The sequence below is a fragment of the Litorilituus lipolyticus genome (genome assembly GCF_006439335.1).
In the GTDB taxonomy this organism is placed as follows: Bacteria; Pseudomonadota; Gammaproteobacteria; order Enterobacterales; family Alteromonadaceae; genus Colwellia; species Colwellia lipolytica.
Window position 1 is genome coordinate 167,898 of record NZ_SAWY01000009.1, and the last position, 16,130, is coordinate 184,027.

The 16,130-nt window shown below is 38.1% G+C and carries 14 protein-coding genes; all 14 read left to right on the top strand.

The genetic code is table 11. From position 1 onward, the window contains the following. The first annotated feature begins 191 nt into the window (after positions 1-191). The 14 genes from EPA86_RS05650 (at position 192) to fliO (ending at position 16,027) form a co-directional block, all read left to right on the top strand. Positions 192-1,697, top strand: coding sequence for a sigma-54 dependent transcriptional regulator (locus tag EPA86_RS05650; RefSeq protein WP_140602444.1), 1,506 nt, complete (start codon positions 192-194; stop codon positions 1,695-1,697). Positions 1,698-1,829: 132 nt separating this feature from the next. After that, a complete protein-coding gene (locus EPA86_RS05655) occupies positions 1,830-3,035 on the top strand; it encodes a sensor histidine kinase (RefSeq protein ID WP_140602445.1) in 1,206 nt (401 codons plus the stop codon). Then, complete coding sequence (locus EPA86_RS05660) at positions 3,032-4,372, top strand: sigma-54-dependent transcriptional regulator (protein WP_140602446.1); 1,341 nt, start codon at positions 3,032-3,034, stop codon at positions 4,370-4,372. Before EPA86_RS05655 ends, EPA86_RS05660 begins: the two co-directional genes overlap by 4 nt. A gap of 407 nt (positions 4,373-4,779) precedes the next feature. After that, entirely contained in the window at positions 4,780-5,133 is a 354-nt protein-coding gene (fliE, locus tag EPA86_RS05665) for a flagellar hook-basal body complex protein FliE (protein ID WP_140602447.1), read from the top strand. 71 nt (positions 5,134-5,204) lie between these two features. Continuing rightward, positions 5,205-6,923, top strand: a complete 1,719-nt coding sequence (gene fliF, locus EPA86_RS05670; RefSeq protein ID WP_140602501.1) for a flagellar basal-body MS-ring/collar protein FliF — start codon at positions 5,205-5,207, stop codon at positions 6,921-6,923. Beyond that, complete coding sequence (fliG, locus tag EPA86_RS05675; RefSeq protein ID WP_140602448.1) at positions 6,916-7,974, top strand: flagellar motor switch protein FliG; 1,059 nt, start codon at positions 6,916-6,918, stop codon at positions 7,972-7,974. Before fliF ends, fliG begins: the two co-directional genes overlap by 8 nt. A gap of 53 nt (positions 7,975-8,027) precedes the next feature. Beyond that, positions 8,028-8,822 (top strand): flagellar assembly protein FliH, encoded by a 795-nt coding sequence (gene fliH / locus EPA86_RS05680; RefSeq protein WP_140602449.1) that lies wholly within the window; start codon positions 8,028-8,030, stop codon positions 8,820-8,822. Between the two features lie 58 nt (positions 8,823-8,880). Further along, positions 8,881-10,248, top strand: a complete 1,368-nt coding sequence (fliI, locus tag EPA86_RS05685) for a flagellar protein export ATPase FliI (protein WP_140602450.1) — start codon at positions 8,881-8,883, stop codon at positions 10,246-10,248. A gap of 31 nt (positions 10,249-10,279) precedes the next feature. After that, positions 10,280-10,723: a flagellar export protein FliJ gene (fliJ, locus tag EPA86_RS05690; protein ID WP_140602451.1), complete on the top strand. Its 444-nt coding sequence runs from the start codon at positions 10,280-10,282 to the stop codon at positions 10,721-10,723. Between the two features lie 232 nt (positions 10,724-10,955). Beyond that, positions 10,956-13,307 carry a flagellar hook-length control protein FliK gene (locus tag EPA86_RS05695; RefSeq protein ID WP_140602452.1) on the top strand — a complete coding sequence of 784 codons (2,352 nt, stop codon included), beginning with the start codon at positions 10,956-10,958 and terminating at the stop codon, positions 13,305-13,307. Positions 13,308-13,423: 116 nt separating this feature from the next. Further along, positions 13,424-13,981 carry a flagellar basal body-associated protein FliL gene (fliL, locus tag EPA86_RS05700; RefSeq protein WP_140602453.1) on the top strand — a complete coding sequence of 186 codons (558 nt, stop codon included), beginning with the start codon at positions 13,424-13,426 and terminating at the stop codon, positions 13,979-13,981. Positions 13,982-14,040: 59 nt separating this feature from the next. Beyond that, positions 14,041-15,105 carry a flagellar motor switch protein FliM gene (fliM, locus tag EPA86_RS05705; protein WP_140602454.1) on the top strand — a complete coding sequence of 355 codons (1,065 nt, stop codon included), beginning with the start codon at positions 14,041-14,043 and terminating at the stop codon, positions 15,103-15,105. A gap of 52 nt (positions 15,106-15,157) precedes the next feature. Next, positions 15,158-15,559 (top strand): flagellar motor switch protein FliN, encoded by a 402-nt coding sequence (fliN, locus tag EPA86_RS05710; RefSeq protein ID WP_140602455.1) that lies wholly within the window; start codon positions 15,158-15,160, stop codon positions 15,557-15,559. Between the two features lie 9 nt (positions 15,560-15,568). Beyond that, positions 15,569-16,027 carry a flagellar biosynthetic protein FliO gene (gene fliO, locus EPA86_RS05715; protein ID WP_140602456.1) on the top strand — a complete coding sequence of 153 codons (459 nt, stop codon included), beginning with the start codon at positions 15,569-15,571 and terminating at the stop codon, positions 16,025-16,027. Positions 16,028-16,130: the final 103 nt, after the last annotated feature.

Consider the following 16,130-nt stretch of genomic DNA (forward strand, 5'->3'; position numbering starts at 1 on the left):
ACCTCTAGTTTGGTAAAAATTATTGAATAACTAGCTGATTAAATAGGAAGTTAATTAGTTTGGTGTCAAAAAAACGCCATTTAGCAAAAAAGTGTCAATAATTTGTTGATTATTATTATCTTCTGGCTAGAATCACAATAAATGAACTGGTAAACCCCTTTTTAATAATAAGCATTTTAAAGAGCGATTTTATGACCGATACTTCGATACTTCATGGCCACAAACAAATTTTAGTGGTTGATAATGATAATGCCAGAGCACACCAAATAGCGACGGTATTTTCATTTGTAGGAGAGCACTATACTTTGTGCTCTCAGGAAGAAGTATCAAATTACCTCAAACAAAGTGACCATATTTTATCTGTTGTACTTTGTGGTGATTTATCTTCATTAACTGAAAAGCTTGTAAAAGATAACCCTGCCATTCCTTTTTTACTTCATGAGGTTGTTGATGCTAATGCCTTAAATCACTATGTGAATGTGATTGGCTCTTTATCAACACCACTAAATTATGCGCAATTGACGCAAATGATCCATCATTGTCATCAATATCATAATAAATTGCCACGCCAAGGCGCTAAATTAGCTAGTAGCGCTTTGTTTCGCTCATTAGTCGGCATAAGTGAACCCATGACACAAGTGAGATTTCTCATTGAGCAGGTGGCGAAAACCCCAGCGAGTGTTTTAGTGCTTGGAGAATCTGGTACTGGTAAAGAAGTGGTGGCTCGAAATATTCATAATCTTTCAGAGCGCTCTGATAACGCATTTGTGCCAGTAAATTGTGGTGCTATTCCAGCTGAACTTTTAGAGAGTGAATTATTTGGTCATGAGAAGGGCGCTTTTACTGGTGCTATCTCTACTAGAAAAGGGCGTTTTGAATTAGCAGAAGGTGGTACATTATTTCTAGATGAAATTGGTGATATGCCGCAACCCATGCAAGTAAAACTTTTAAGGGTGTTGCAAGAAAGAACTTTTGAACGTGTTGGTGGTAGTAAAAGTATCAAAGCAGATGTTCGTATTATTGCAGCAACGCATCAACAGCTTGAAGATATGATAAAAACAGGAGACTTTAGGGAAGATCTTTTCTATCGATTAAATGTTTTCCCTATTGAAACTCCTGCATTACGTGAGCGTAAAGAAGATATACCGTTGCTATTAAAAGAGCTGTTAACACGATTTGAGCATGAGCAAGGCAAAACAGTGCGCTTTACAGAGAAAGCGATTGAATCGTTAATGGAACATCCGTGGGCAGGAAATGTAAGAGAGCTATCTAACTTAATTGAACGTATGCTTATTATGTATGGTGAACAAATTGTTGATGTAGCTGAACTGCCCAATAAATATCAGCATATTGATGTTGAAGCATACGAACCAGAATATCCTGAAGAGTTGCAAGAGCAAGATGCAATAAATGAATTATTCTCGGGCTTTGATTACGATGAAGAAAGCTGTGAAGAAAACGATGACAATGGTTCAAATCTTATTGGCATGGAAGAAACTTCATCTAATACAGGTTTGTTACCTGACGAAGGAATTAACCTTAAAGAGCACTTGGCAGAGCTTGAAGTGTCATTAATTAATCAGTCATTAGAAAAGCATGACTGGGTTGTAGCAAGAGCTGCTGAAACGCTGGGTATGCGTCGTACAACCTTGGTTGAGAAAATGCGTAAGTATGACTTGCAAAAACCTAGCGAATAACAAATAGACAATAATTTGACTAAGATAAATGTCATGATTATTGCTGTAACCTATTGAAATAATGTTGCTTTAAAAATGGCACATTAAATGCTTTATGGTACTTAATTACTATGTTTAATTGAGTACCATATTATGGCATTAGCAGTACATTCAATCGAAGAAACCTCTACAGGCAACCGTTTTAATATAGCCAATGCTTCTTTGGCTGATGCAGGGCAATCATTAGAGCAAGAGGCTTTTCCTGGTGAATTAGCAGCACTGCGCGCTCAATACTCAAAAAATTCCATAGAACAACCACTCACTCAAAGTGCCTTATCTAAGCGACAAAATGCTAAACAGCATAAACTAGCCGATCAACTCATTGAAGTGATGCCTACAGGACTCGTTGTTCTAGACGGTAATGGTATTGTCACTAAGATCAATAAAGTGGCGAGATTACTTTTAGAAGAGCCTATATTAGGGCAAGCATGGTTTGATGTTATTACTCGTTCATTCAAACCAAGAGAAGATGATTGGCATGAAGTCTCTTTAAAAGATGGTCGACGAGTTAAGCTGGAAATTTCAAGTTTAGGGGATCAACCGGGTCAGTTGATCATGATCACTGACTTGACTGAAACTCGATTGTTGCAAGATAAGATTGGTCAAATGCAACGTTTGTCTTCCCTAGGAAAAATGGTATCAACGCTAGCGCATCAAATCAGAACGCCATTATCAGCGGCGATACTATATGGTGCAAATTTATCAAATCATCAATTGTCAGAACATGCGCGGATAAAATTTCAAGATAAGCTAAATTCACGATTAAAAGATTTAGAGCAACAAGTTAATGATATGTTGCTGTTCTCTAAAAGTGGTACAGAGCAAGTTGTCGCGCCAATAACCGTTAATGCACTACTAAATGATGCGGTTCAAGGTGTAGAAGCCTTGGTGAACAAAGCTGGCGCAGAAGTGAAAGTACAGTTACCCGAAGAAAGTGGTCAAATCCTCGGTAACAAAAATGCCTTAACAGGCGCTATTCAAAATTTAATTCATAATGCATTACAGCTTATTGAAGAAAAGGCACAAATTGCGATTCAGGTTTACTACCGTGACTCTGATGTTTATATCAGTGTCAAAGATAATGGCCCAGGTGTGCCTAGCAATATTAAAGATAAAATATTCCAACCTTTTTTTACTTCTTCAAGCCAAGGAACTGGCTTAGGTTTAGCGGTTGTTAAATCCGTTATCAATGCACATCAAGGCGAAGTGAATCTGATTAGTCAAGCAGGAGAGGGAGCACATTTTATTCTCAAGTTACCCAAGTTAGAGACAGTAACAACGATGGGAGAGTTATCATGAATGATCGCAAAATATTAGTGGTAGAAGATGATGAAGGCTTAAGAGAAGCTCTCGTCGATACCTTGTCTTTAGCTGGATATCAATGTGCAGAAGCGAATTCAGGTGAAGAGGCCTTATTGCAATTAAAAAATCAGTTAATTGACTTAGTTGTTAGTGATGTGCAAATGGGCGGCATGTCGGGGTTATCATTATTAAAAAGTATTAAAGCCCAACAGGCTAATTTACCTGTACTGTTAATGACAGCCTATGGAACCATTGATGATGCTGTTCAGGCGATGCAAGATGGAGCCTGTAACTACATTGCAAAACCTTTCGCTCCTGAAGTGTTATTAAATATGGTGAGTCAGTATTTACCTGTACAAGCTATTAATGCTAACTCACCTGTGGTAGCTGATAAAAATAGTTTAGAGTTATTAGGATTAGCTAAAAAAGTCGCGACTACTGAAGCCTCGGTAATGATTTTGGGGCCTAGTGGCTCAGGTAAAGAAGTATTAGCACAGTTTGTTCATAATAACTCTGCACGAGCTGAGCAACCTTTTGTCGCGATAAATTGTGCAGCAATTCCTGAAAATATGCTTGAAGCAACCTTATTTGGTTATGAAAAAGGTGCATTTACAGGGGCTATTCAAGCGTGTCCAGGTAAGTTTGAGCAAGCTCAGGGAGGGACTATCTTGCTTGATGAAATTACTGAAATGGACTTGGGCTTACAAGCCAAAATACTCAGAGTCTTGCAAGAAAGAGAAGTAGAACGGTTAGGCGGCAGAAAAACGATTAGTCTTGATGTCAGAGTTATTGCAACGAGTAACCGAAACTTAAAGGATGCAGTTGCCGAAGGTGTGTTTAGAGAAGATCTATACTACCGCTTAAATGTATTTCCGTTAACTTGGTTACCACTTGCTGAGCGGGTAGATGATATTATTGTACTTGCAGAGCACCTAGTGCAACGCCATTGTCAAAAAAGTGGCGAAGCTATTCCTGAATTTACTGGAGCAGCGCGTAGCAAGCTAAATGCGTATCATTGGCCGGGTAATGTTCGGGAGTTAGATAATGTTGTTCAGCGAGCATTAATTTTACATGACAACAACGAGATTGATGCCAAAGACTTACTCATTGAAAACTTTGAAACAACGATTGTCCAAGATAAACAAAGCAATGAGAGTAGCGAGGACAAACTAGGTAGCGAACTTAAACTACAAGAAAATCAAATTATTCTCGATACTTTACTGGCATGTCATGGCAGTAGAAAAGAAGTTGCTGAGCGTTTAGGCATTAGTCCGCGAACTTTACGATATAAAATTGCTCGTATGAGAGAAGATGGCATTGAAATACCTGCTTAATTATTAACGTTTCCTACACGAATTAGGACATACATAGAACTATTATATGTTCTATGTATGTTTAAGTAATTGTTTAGGAATATGAAAAAATACAGCACTTGATAGCTAGCATTTATAGGGCGTATCTAACCTATATGAGTGAATAACTTACAAACCTCATGTAAATTCATACTCGCTGGTTTGCTCATCTTGTCGTGATGACCTTACTTTTTGAACGATAAAACCACCTGATAAATACTTTTTCTTTCTTTTATTGATTTTATAACAAATTGTTAAATAAGTAATTTTCATTATTTATTGTTTTCGCCATTTTTGGTTAAAGCATGTCTCGCGTTTCTTGGCATTATGCTTGCAGCTCCCTCTCTTAATCGTATTAACGTGAAAAAATTGACACAGCGAGGGTTATCATGGATATCAAAGGCAACTCACTTTATGCACAAATGCAGACCATGTCTTTACAAGCAATGGGGCAAAGCACCACAGCAATTAATGCTGACTCTGCATCAATAGATAGCGTTAATAAAGCTAACCCTTCAAGCAGTAATTTTGGCAATATGCTTACCGATGCACTAAAAACAGTAAACGAACTTCAACAAGAAGCTGGCGATAAGAAAGCTGCTTTTGAAATGGGTGATCGAAATGTTTCCCTAGCAGAGGTAATGATTGCTTCTTCGAAATCTGGCATTGCTCTTGATGCTACTGTACAAGTAAGAAATAAATTTGTAGAAGCCTACAAAGAAATTATGAGTATGCCTGTTTAAGAGTAGGCTTTCCCTTTTTGAATATGCTAAGACAAATTTAGCGGAGAAGTAACGTGTCAGATACCAATGCAATGATAAGCTCAGATAGCAGTTCAGACTTGCTTGCCAATGAAGGTGATGGTTCTGTTGAAGAGCAAAAGTCAGGCTTTTCAGCAACCTTAGGAAATGTAGATGTTTTAAGACAAATAACCTTAGTTGTTGCTTTAAGTATTTGTTTGGCTATAGCGATTTTTGTCATTATTTTAGCCAATGAGCCTGAATATCGTGTTTTATCAAAACTGCCGACAGAGCAATTGATTAAAACTATGGATCATTTAGATGCCAGCAATGTTGAATACCGTCAAGAAAACAACACTATTTCAGTGCCTGCTGATGAGTACCAAAATATAAAGCTATTACTTGCTCGTGAAGGTTTATCCAATGAGCCAGTAGAAAGTGATGAAATTTTAATGAAAGACATGGGCTTTGGTGTTAGTCAGCGATTAGAAAGAGAGCGTTTAAAGTATGGCAGAGAACAACAACTAGCTAAAACAATTGAGCAATTGCAAAGTATTGCAAAAGCAAAAGTTTTATTAGCGATCCCACGTGACAATATTTTTGCAAGACGCGAGAAAAACCCATCCGCCACAGTCGTGCTAACCATGCAGCGTGGCCGAATACTCTCAGAAGAGGAAGTTGATTCTGTTGTTGATATTGTTGCCTCTGCAGTACAAGGATTAAGTCCTAACAGAGTAACTGTAACAGATCAAAATGGTCGCTTATTAAATTCAGGTTCACAAGATTCAATTTCATCTCGTTCACGCAAAGAATTTGAAATTGAGCAAAAAAGAGAGCAAGAGTATTTAGACAAAATTGATAGTATTTTGATCCCCGTTGTTGGTTTAGGTAACTATACGGCTCAAGTTGATGTGACCATGGACTTTACCAATGTTGAAGAAACACAGCGTCGTTATAATTCCGATTTACCCGCACTTCGTAGCGAAATGAAAGTGGAAAATAGTACAGTAGGTGGCGACATTGGTGGTATTGCCGGGGCATTAACCAATCAGCCACCGTTAGAGTCAGCTATTCCTGAAAATGCCTTAGGCGGTCAGAAAAAAGCTATGCCAAGTCGCAAACATAGTGAATCAACGAAAAACTATGAGCTAGATGAAGCAATAAGCCATACAAAGCAACAAGCGGGTATTGTTAGAAGAGTCAGCGTTTCAGTTGCCCTTGATTACATAAATGAAGCAAATCCTGCTCCTGAAGGAGATGCAGAAGGCGTTGCAGCTGCTCCAGTTATCGCACCACGTTCTGTTGCTGAAATTGCGAGTATACGTCGCTTATTACAAGGCAGTATTGGTTTTGATTTACAGCGCGGTGATATTTTAGAAGTGGTGACTATCCCATTTAATCGACCTGATGTTATTGGTCAAGTCGAATTACCTATGTGGCAACAGCCATGGTTCTTAAAATACTTTAAATTGGCACTGGGTGCTTTAGTGATTATTGTTTTGATTGTTGCTGTTGTTCGTCCAATGTTGAAACGCTTAATTTATCCAGACCAAACACCTGCAGATTATGGTGATAAGTCACTAGATAGTCATATTGACTTAGGTGATGAGACTATGGATATGTTAACGTCTGATTTTGATGCTGGCGCTGTGGGCTTTGCACCAGATGGCAGTTTACAATTACCAGATCTTCATCGAGATGAAGATGTATTAAAAGCGGTTCGAGCACTAGTGGCAAACGAACCAGAATTATCATCGCAAGTAGTGAAAAGTTGGTTGAACGAAGATGAGTGATGAAACCCAAGAAATCGGTGAATTAGCCGCTGCGCCAACAGGTTTTGATGTTGACAAACTTGAAGGTGCGGAAAAAGCAGCCATTTTATTATTAAGTTTATCGGAAGAAGATGCCGCGCAAATTTTAAAACACTTAGAGCCGAAACAGGTTCAACAAGTGGGTACTGTGATGGCTGCAATGGAAGATTTTACTCAAGAAAAAATCACTGCTGTTCATAAATTATTTATTAATGAAATTCAAAACTTCTCTACTATTGGTTTCCAAAGTGAAGAATTTGTGAGAAAAGCGTTAACTGCCGCGTTAGGTGAAGACAAAGCTGGTAATTTAATCGATCAAATTGTGATGGGTGGTGGCGCTAAAGGTTTAGATTCATTGAAATGGATGGATTCTAAGCAAGTAGCCAATATCATTCGGAATGAGCATCCTCAGATCCAAACCATTGTTTTGTCTTATTTAGAACCAGAACAATCAGCAGAGATTATTGGCCAGTTTACAGAAAAAGTGCGTTTAGATTTAATGATGCGTATTGCTAATTTAGAAGAAGTTCAACCAGCGGCACTGCAAGAGTTAAATGAGATTATGGAGAAACAATTTGCAGGCCAAGCGGGTGCACAAGCAGCGAAGATGGGTGGATTAAAAGCTGCTGCAGATATCATGAACTACTTAGATACTAATGTTGAAGGTATGTTGATGGATTCAATTCGTGAAAATGACGAAGAAATGAGTCAACAAATTCAAGACTTAATGTTTGTCTTTGAGAATCTTGCCGATGTGGATGATCGTGGTATGCAAGCCATTTTACGAGAAGTTCAGCAAGAAGCGCTTATGAAAGCCATTAAAGGTACTGATGAAGCATTGAAAGAGAAAATCTTAAGTAATATGTCTAAACGTGCTGCTGAAATGTTAGCTGATGATCTTGAAGCAATGGGGCCAGTTCGTATAAGTGAAGTTGAAGCGGCCCAAAAAGAAATTCTTTCAGTTGCTCGTCGTTTATCTGATGCTGGTGAAATTATGCTTGGTGGCGGTGGTGGTGGTGATGAGTTCTTATAAGAACTTATCCCGTAAGTGATTCAAAAAACTAAAGTGGTTTAAAGGTTGTAATAATGACTGAATACGGTGCTCCACCAGTTAAAATTATTAAAGCAAAGCAACAAGAGGATCTTGATGTTTGGAATTTACCTAATGTTCAAGACAAAGATGCTGAGATAAATGACGAAAAAACTAATGCGTTGGGTAAAAGATCGAGCTGGCGATATGAGCCGCCCGAGGAAGTTGCTCCTGAGCCAGAGCCGTTAACAGCAAAAGAAATTGAAGAGATACGTCAAGCTGCCCACGATGAAGGCTTTAATCAAGGTAAAGAAGAAGGATTTAGCCAAGGTTATGAAGAAGGAAAAGCGCAAGGTTTAGAAGACGGTAAGGCTAAAGGCATAGAAGAAGGTAATGCCTTAGGTTTAGAGCAAGGAAAGGAAACCATTAGTGAGCAATCTTTGGTATGGCAACAGCTAATTTCACAGCTCCATGAGCCTTTAAATAGCGTTGAAAAAAATGTTGAAGAACAGCTATTAACACTCGTTGTGCAGTTAACTGAAGCGGTTGTTCTGCAGGAAGCAAAAACCAACCCTGATATTTTAACAGCCGCGATATCACAAGGAATTAAAAGTCTACCTAGCCAAGACGTACAAACTCAAATTTATTTAAACCCTGATGACATTAAGCTTGTAGAGGAAGAGTTTGGCGAAACATATATTAGTGAGCAGGGCTGGCGATTACTGCCTGCACCGCAGTTTACTCAAGGCAGTTGTCAAATTGAAAACAGCACTTCTAATATTGATCTTCAAATGAAGTCTCGTTTAAAGCAGGTGTTGGAATCGTTCTTGCAAGATGCTTTACATCAATAAATAGCGATATAAATTATTAGTTTATTCGCTTTTACTTTCTTATAGGTATGTGTCTTCTATGGTGGATAGTCTTCGTCTTACTGAGCGATTAAAGCAAAGTCAAAAATTTGTCCATGACTTTAAACAACCTGTTGCTGGCCGACTTGTCAGGGTTGTTGGCTTAACACTTGAAGCCGTTGGTGTAAAAGCTCCTGTTGGAAGCCAATGTCTTGTTGAAACTGCGCAAGGGGATTTACTCGCTGAGGTTGTGGGATTTGCTCAAGAAATAACTTACTTAATGCCTGAAGAAAGTTTAAAAGGTGTTTTACCCGGTGCCAGAGTTCTCCCTATAGGTACTAAGCTGCAGTTACCTTTATCAATGTCGTTATTAGGTCGGGTTATTGACGGTGTAGGAAAGCCACTTGATGGCCAAGGGCCTATACCGATTAATAATGACTATGTTCACGACAGTAAGCCTATTAATCCGCTATCTAGAAGAGCCATTACTCAGCCGCTTGATGTTGGAGTGCGTTCTATCAATAGCTTTAATACCGTTGGCCAAGGGCAGCGTATGGGCTTGTTTGCTGGCTCGGGTGTAGGTAAAAGTGTGTTATTAGGCATGATGACACGAGGAACAACGGCTGATGTTGTTGTGGTTGGTCTTGTTGGTGAACGTGGTCGAGAAGTAAAAGAATTTATAGAAGAGATTTTAGGTGAAGAGGGCCGTAAACGTTCAGTAGTGGTTGCAGCTCCAGCAGACAATTCACCGCTAATGCGATTGAAAGGATGTGAAACTGCAGTACAAATTAGTGAATATTTTCGTGATCAAGGTTTAAATGTTTTATTGCTGCTTGATTCGCTAACTCGATATGCTCAAGCACAACGTGAAATTGCATTAGCGGTAGGTGAGCCGCCAGCAACGAAAGGTTATCCACCTTCAGTCTTTTCAAAACTACCTCAATTGGTAGAACGAGCGGGTAACGGTGGTGATGGACAGGGCTCAATAACTGCATTTTATACGGTGTTAACTGAAGGTGATGATTTGCAAGATCCAATAGCCGATGCTGCAAGAGCTATACTAGATGGTCATATTGTTTTATCGAGAGATTTAGCTGATTCTGGTCATTATCCAGCAGTTGATATAGAAAGCTCTATTTCTCGGGTAATGCCTATGGTTACCAGCGAAGAACACCAAGAGTTAGCAAGACAGCTCAAGCAAATTTACGCTTTATATCAAGAGAATAAGGACTTAATAGCAATAGGTGCATACACCAAAGGAAATGATCCAAGAATAGATCAGTCTATTAACGTTGTTCCTGTGATTAACTTCTTCTTACAACAAAAAATTAATGAAGTTATTCCTTATGAACAAAGTTTAGAGCAACTCCAAGAGATTATTGCCGCAGCACATGCGCATAACCAGAATCAGAATCCAGCACAGGGTTGATTTTCTCACTAATTGATAAGAGATAAGCATCATGGCGAAAAACCAATTAGAAACCTTATTAAAGTTTGAGAAAGATAAAGAGCGAGCGTGTATTGAGCAGTTACAGCAAGCTGAAAATGAATATCAGCAAAATGTCTCTCGTTTACAAGGGGTTGCTGATTACCGCCTTGAATATATGAGACGTCTAAGTCAAAGAGCTGAGCAAGGGTTAGATAGCTCAACGTACAGTCATTATCATGCATTTATTGCTAAGTTAGATAATGCTTCTGAACAAGTAGAAATTGCGATGAAACAGGCACAAGCGCTTGTTGTACAATGTAAAGCAGTTTGGTTAAAGCAACGTCAAAAAGTTCAAGCCGTAGAGTCATTACAAGATAAAAGAAATGCAAAATTAATGATAATAGCGAATAAGAAAGAGCAAGCTATGTTTGATGAGATTGCGACACAACAATTTATCCGCAGAAAAACAAGTTAACTTCAACAAAGGAAAATCGCTTCTTAATAAAGTAAATACTAAATTTAACTTAGGTGGAATGAATATTGCTTTTAATTAAGATAAGAATATTTATTGTTAAGTTAAATGAAAAATTTAAGCTTAGTTTAGAGCGATATCACCAATAACATGTGTGGTTTATTGTCAATTTCTTACTAAGTTATTTTATCGAATAGCGCGTTTTTGTGTCTCATTTATTAAAGGCTAGGTTTTTATGCAACAAGTAAGTGCTTCATCTATTTTATTGTCACAAGATACTGATATAAATAGTAAAGATATATCTAACCAGGCCACTTCTTCAGAAAAAGGAAGTGACTTTTCTAGTTTTGTTGAACAGCATATGGACAAAAAAGGCAATAAGCAAAGTCAACATGGCATGACGGAAAGTACGCGCAAAGCAGAGCAAAACTCTCAAGCGGCAAAGAATGAATCAAAAGTAACTAACAGTGGCAATAATGATCATTCAAAAATTTCAGCTGATGAAGAAAAATCGTCAACTCACGATGCATCTAAAGAAAAAGAAACCTTGTTGAATCAAAGTAATGAAGAGCAATCAAACGAGAGTGAAACCGCTGAACTTGCTCAAGACGTTGCAGAAAATGCTGAAGCTGAACCACACAGTGAGTCACTAAAAAAATCAGAGCAGTTGATAACCTTACTTTATAATGCAGACAACACGCTGAAAAAGCAGGGACAGAGTAATCCTAAGTTTGACGAGGGTAAGGCTGATACAAAACTATCAAATGATGTATTAGCATTAGATAGCTCCTCAGATCAGAATGGTGAATCTGAAAATCATAGTTTAAAAGCGTTTGTTGAGGGGGTAAAAGGTGAAGCACAATCATCTCCAACCAAAGCACAGTTACCTCAAAACAGAACTATTGAACAGCTTGAGCAGAATGCGGCAAAGAATGTTGAAGGAAAATCGATAACTAATAATGGCGCGGATGCAAAACAAAAGCTTGAGCAAGCTCCTTTAAACCCTATTTTAAAAGATGCTGCTTTACATCAAAAACAAGCTGAAGCAGTAGCTGATTATCTTGATATAGAAGAAACAGCCGATACTGCTACTCAAAATAAAGTTTCAAAAGTTAATATTAGTTCGTCTGATAATGTCTTGCCTACTAAGGTTATCGTGAAAAATGCAGAGAAAAGTATTGTAGAAACAATAGATTCAGAGCAAGGCATTGCAAGGGGAGTGAGTTCAGAGCAAAGCGTTATTAATGCGAAAGGTATGGGAGTAGGGGCTAGTAGCAAACAACTTGCTAGTGATGAACGCTTAATCCTTTCAGCAGCTCAACTTGCTAGTTTAAAGTCAAATGAGAAAAATGAACATACGGGCTTACCTAAGTCACATGATGAAATAACTTTAATAAAAGCACAAAATGCTACTCAGTCATCAGGTATTGTTTTACCAGAAGCTGCAAAAGTCGCTGCTATTGGTAATAGAACAGATGATCAGCAGCAATTAGCGGCAACATTAGCTAACTTATCTCCACACGATAAAAAGGTTCATAAATACGTAGGTACACCTTCTTCATTTGATGAGAGTAACTTAGTCAAAGTGCAAAATATCAGTCAGTCATCCGGTGCTATTTTACCGGAAGCTGCAAAAGTTGCTGCTATTGGCAATATAACAGATGATCAGCAGCAATTAGCGGCAACATTAGCTAACTTATCTCCGCACGATGATGACTCAGTTGGTTTGTCGACTAATGAGTCCAATAACAAGTCAGTTACAGGTAAAGAAGCGCAACCTCAAAGTTTGTTTAATAATACCGTTAAACAAATAAAGTCTGAGTCTCAAAAAGTTGTCCAATCTACCATAGCAGATGAAGTAATATCTTCCAATAAGGAGAAAATGGCTATGGAAGAGGTTGTAGGGCAATTGGCAAGTGATGAGCTAGTTAATGGAAAAGTTACCCCATCTATTGATAATACGACAAAAAATATAACCAATAAAAATGAAGTAAACCCTGCAACACTTGCTTCTTATAATAGAAATACAATAGCCTCTAGCAGTTCAACCCTAGAAAATTATAATAATTTTGTCGCGCAACAAGCGAGTGAAGTACTTAATCATAATGTTGCTTCTGATACTGCGCAGATTCAAAAATCTAACGTTCAACTCCATCAAGAGACTATTTCTATCTTTAGGAAAGATTTTGCAGATGCAGTTAAAGACAAAGTGATGCTAGTGATTTCACAAAAACTTCAACAGTTTGATATTTCGTTAGATCCACCAGAGTTCGGCAATATGCAAGTACGTGTTAATTTGCAAGGAGAGCAGGCTGCCGTTAATTTTATCGTGCAAAATCAGCAGGCAAAAGACGCCTTAGAACAAAATATGCACAAGCTTAAAGATATGCTAGCTGAACAAGGCGTTGATGTTGGTGGCGCGAATGTAGAACAACAAAGTAAGCAAGACGGTGAAACTGAGCAAGGGCAATTAAGTCATCAAGCTCAAAATGGCTTTGCAACTCAAGATGCTGATGATGCTGTGGAGCATATATTATCACCTAATTTGGTTGATTCTTCAGCAATGAGTGTTGATTATTACGCATAATCACTTTAAATGTGATTAACTTTTGCAAAAGCCATTGGCTAGAGGGCTTTTCGAGGATATATTATCAGTAATAATGACTTAGCAGTATAGCGAAGAGAATTTAAAAAGGGTTTGTAATGGCAGAAGATAAAGAAAAAGGTAAAGACGGTGAGTTAGAACTTGATAAATCTGGCGGTAAAAAGAAGCTGATCATCATTATCATTGCCGTTGTGGTGTTATTAGGTGGCGGAGCAGGTGGCTATTTTTTCTTTATGGCTGGCGGGGATGAACCTGCTGCACAAGAACAAGCAACTACTGAAGGTGGTAGTGAGGCGGGAGAAAGTCAACCAAACCCCGATGCTGGACCGCAAGTTGGAAGTGCATTATACGTTCCTATGCCAAGGCCGTTTCGTTTTAATGTGCCTGGTGCCGCTAGAGATAGGTTTGTTGAAATTAGAGTGCAACTTTTAGTGCGTGGTGGTGACAACGAAGAAAATGCCAAAATGCATATTCCGTTAATTGAGAGCACATTGTTGGGTATTTTTTCGCAAGCAAATGCTGATGATTTAGCAACCAGTGCAGGAAAAGTTACTTTAAAACAACAGTCATTAGCTGCTGTACAGAAAGTGATGACTGATGTAGAAGGTAATAAAACTGTTGAGAAAGTATTATTTACTGGCTTTGTAATGCAGTAACTAATATATGTATTAATAACTTATTTTAGTTGTTTAACTACAAATAAAGAGAAAAGCGTGTGAGTGATTTATTATCGCAAGACGAAATTGATGCGTTGTTACATGGTGTTGATGACGTTGAAGAAGAGGAAATAATTGAGGATGTTGTCGAACGAAACGATGGCACCTCAGATTATGATTTCTCTTCACAAGACAGAATTGTTCGTGGCCGAATGCCAACCTTGGAAATGGTTAACGAACGTTTTGCTCGCCATATGCGTATTAGTTTATTCAATATGATGCGCCGTACTGCAGAAGTCTCCATTAATGGTATCCAAATGATAAAGTTTGGAGAATACATTCATACGTTATTTGTACCGACCAGTTTAAATATGGTGCGCTTTCGCCCACTTAAAGGTACAGCCTTAATTACCATGGAGGCGCGCTTAGTTTTTATTTTGGTTGATAACTTTTTTGGTGGTGATGGTCGATATCATGCCAAAATTGAAGGGCGAGAATTTACTCCGACTGAGCGTCGAATCATTCAAATGTTGTTAAAACTTATTTTTGAAGACTATAAAGAAGCTTGGTCACCAGTGATGGATGTGTCATTTGAATATTTAGATTCAGAAGTAAACCCCTCTATGGCAAACATTGTTAGCCCTACTGAAGTGGTGGTTATCAGTTCCTTCCATATTGAATTAGACGGCGGTGGCGGTGATTTTCATGTGGCATTACCTTATTCAATGTTAGAGCCTATTCGAGAATTGCTGGATGCCGGTGTGCAAAGTGATAAAGAAGATACCGATATGCGTTGGTCTAAAGCTTTGCGTGATGAAATTATGGATGTTCCTGTAGCCATTAATACTAAATTTTTAGAAGTGGATATTCCTTTAAGCCAAGTGATGGAGCTTCAAGCGGGAGATATAATCCCTATTGAAATGCCTGAAAGTATTACAGTGTTGATTGAAGATCTTCCAACATTTAGAGCTAAACTAGGTCGCAGTCGTGACAACGTAGCGTTGAAAATAGAATCAAAAATTAAACGACCTGAATCGGTTAAATCAGAACTAACGATATTAACAAAAGGCGGTAAACGCCTTGATAGTGATGCAGAGCTACATCTGCTTGAAGATGATTTATAAATAGCATTGTTATCGTTAGTAAATAAAGAATTGTTAAGTTGAGGCAAATGGTATGAGTGAAAAAGATGAAGATCTGAGCATGTGGGATGAAGCACTTGATGAGCAAGCTGAGGCAAAAGAAGCTTCTGAAAATGCCGAGCCTGTAGAGTTAGAAGAGTTAACTGAAGATGAGTCTCCAATAACAGGCGAAGAAAAGCGAAAATTAGATGCTATTCTCGATATTCCAGTGACAATTTCAATGGAAGTTGGACGAAGCCATATTAGCATTAGAAATCTGCTACAACTTAACCAAGGCTCAGTGGTTGAACTTGATAGAGTTGCTGGTGAGTCCCTTGATGTTTTAGTCAATGGCACATTAATCGCTCATGGTGAAGTTGTTGTTGTTAATGATAAATTTGGTATTCGTTTAACGGATGTTATTAGCCAAATTGAACGAATTAAAAAGTTAAAATAAGCATTCTTTATGTTGTCTTTATTAAGTTTTATCAAAAAGCTAACTATCTTTTTAATTATTAATGCCTATATTACGATAACTTACGCAGCCGAGGCCACAGAAAAGGCCTCCCCGGAGGTGGGCAAACATGTGATGGCAAACATGGATTCAGGCAGTATGATTTTGTCTTTATTAATGGTATTAGCGTTAATTGTTGTGAGCGCTTTGCTATTAAAGCGATTTAACTTTGTGCAGCAAAACTCCGGTCAACTTAAAGTGATTGCAAGTTTACCGATTGGAACAAAAGAAAAACTAGTCGTTGTACAGGTAGGAGAAAAGCAGTTGCTATTAGGTGTAACCTCTTCACAAATCACTTTGATTGATAGCACTATTGAGCAAATGATCGTAAACGAAAGTCCACCGGTAGAATTACCTGCAAATATTGCTAAATTTTTTAAGCAAAAAAATAATACGGAAAAAGTTAATTAGTGATATTGTTTTACAAGAAATTTTCTTTGAAAAGTGGTTTGAGTTCAACTTATTATAGGTAGCGATTAACATGCTACCTCGTATTTTACTGACAAAAGGGACT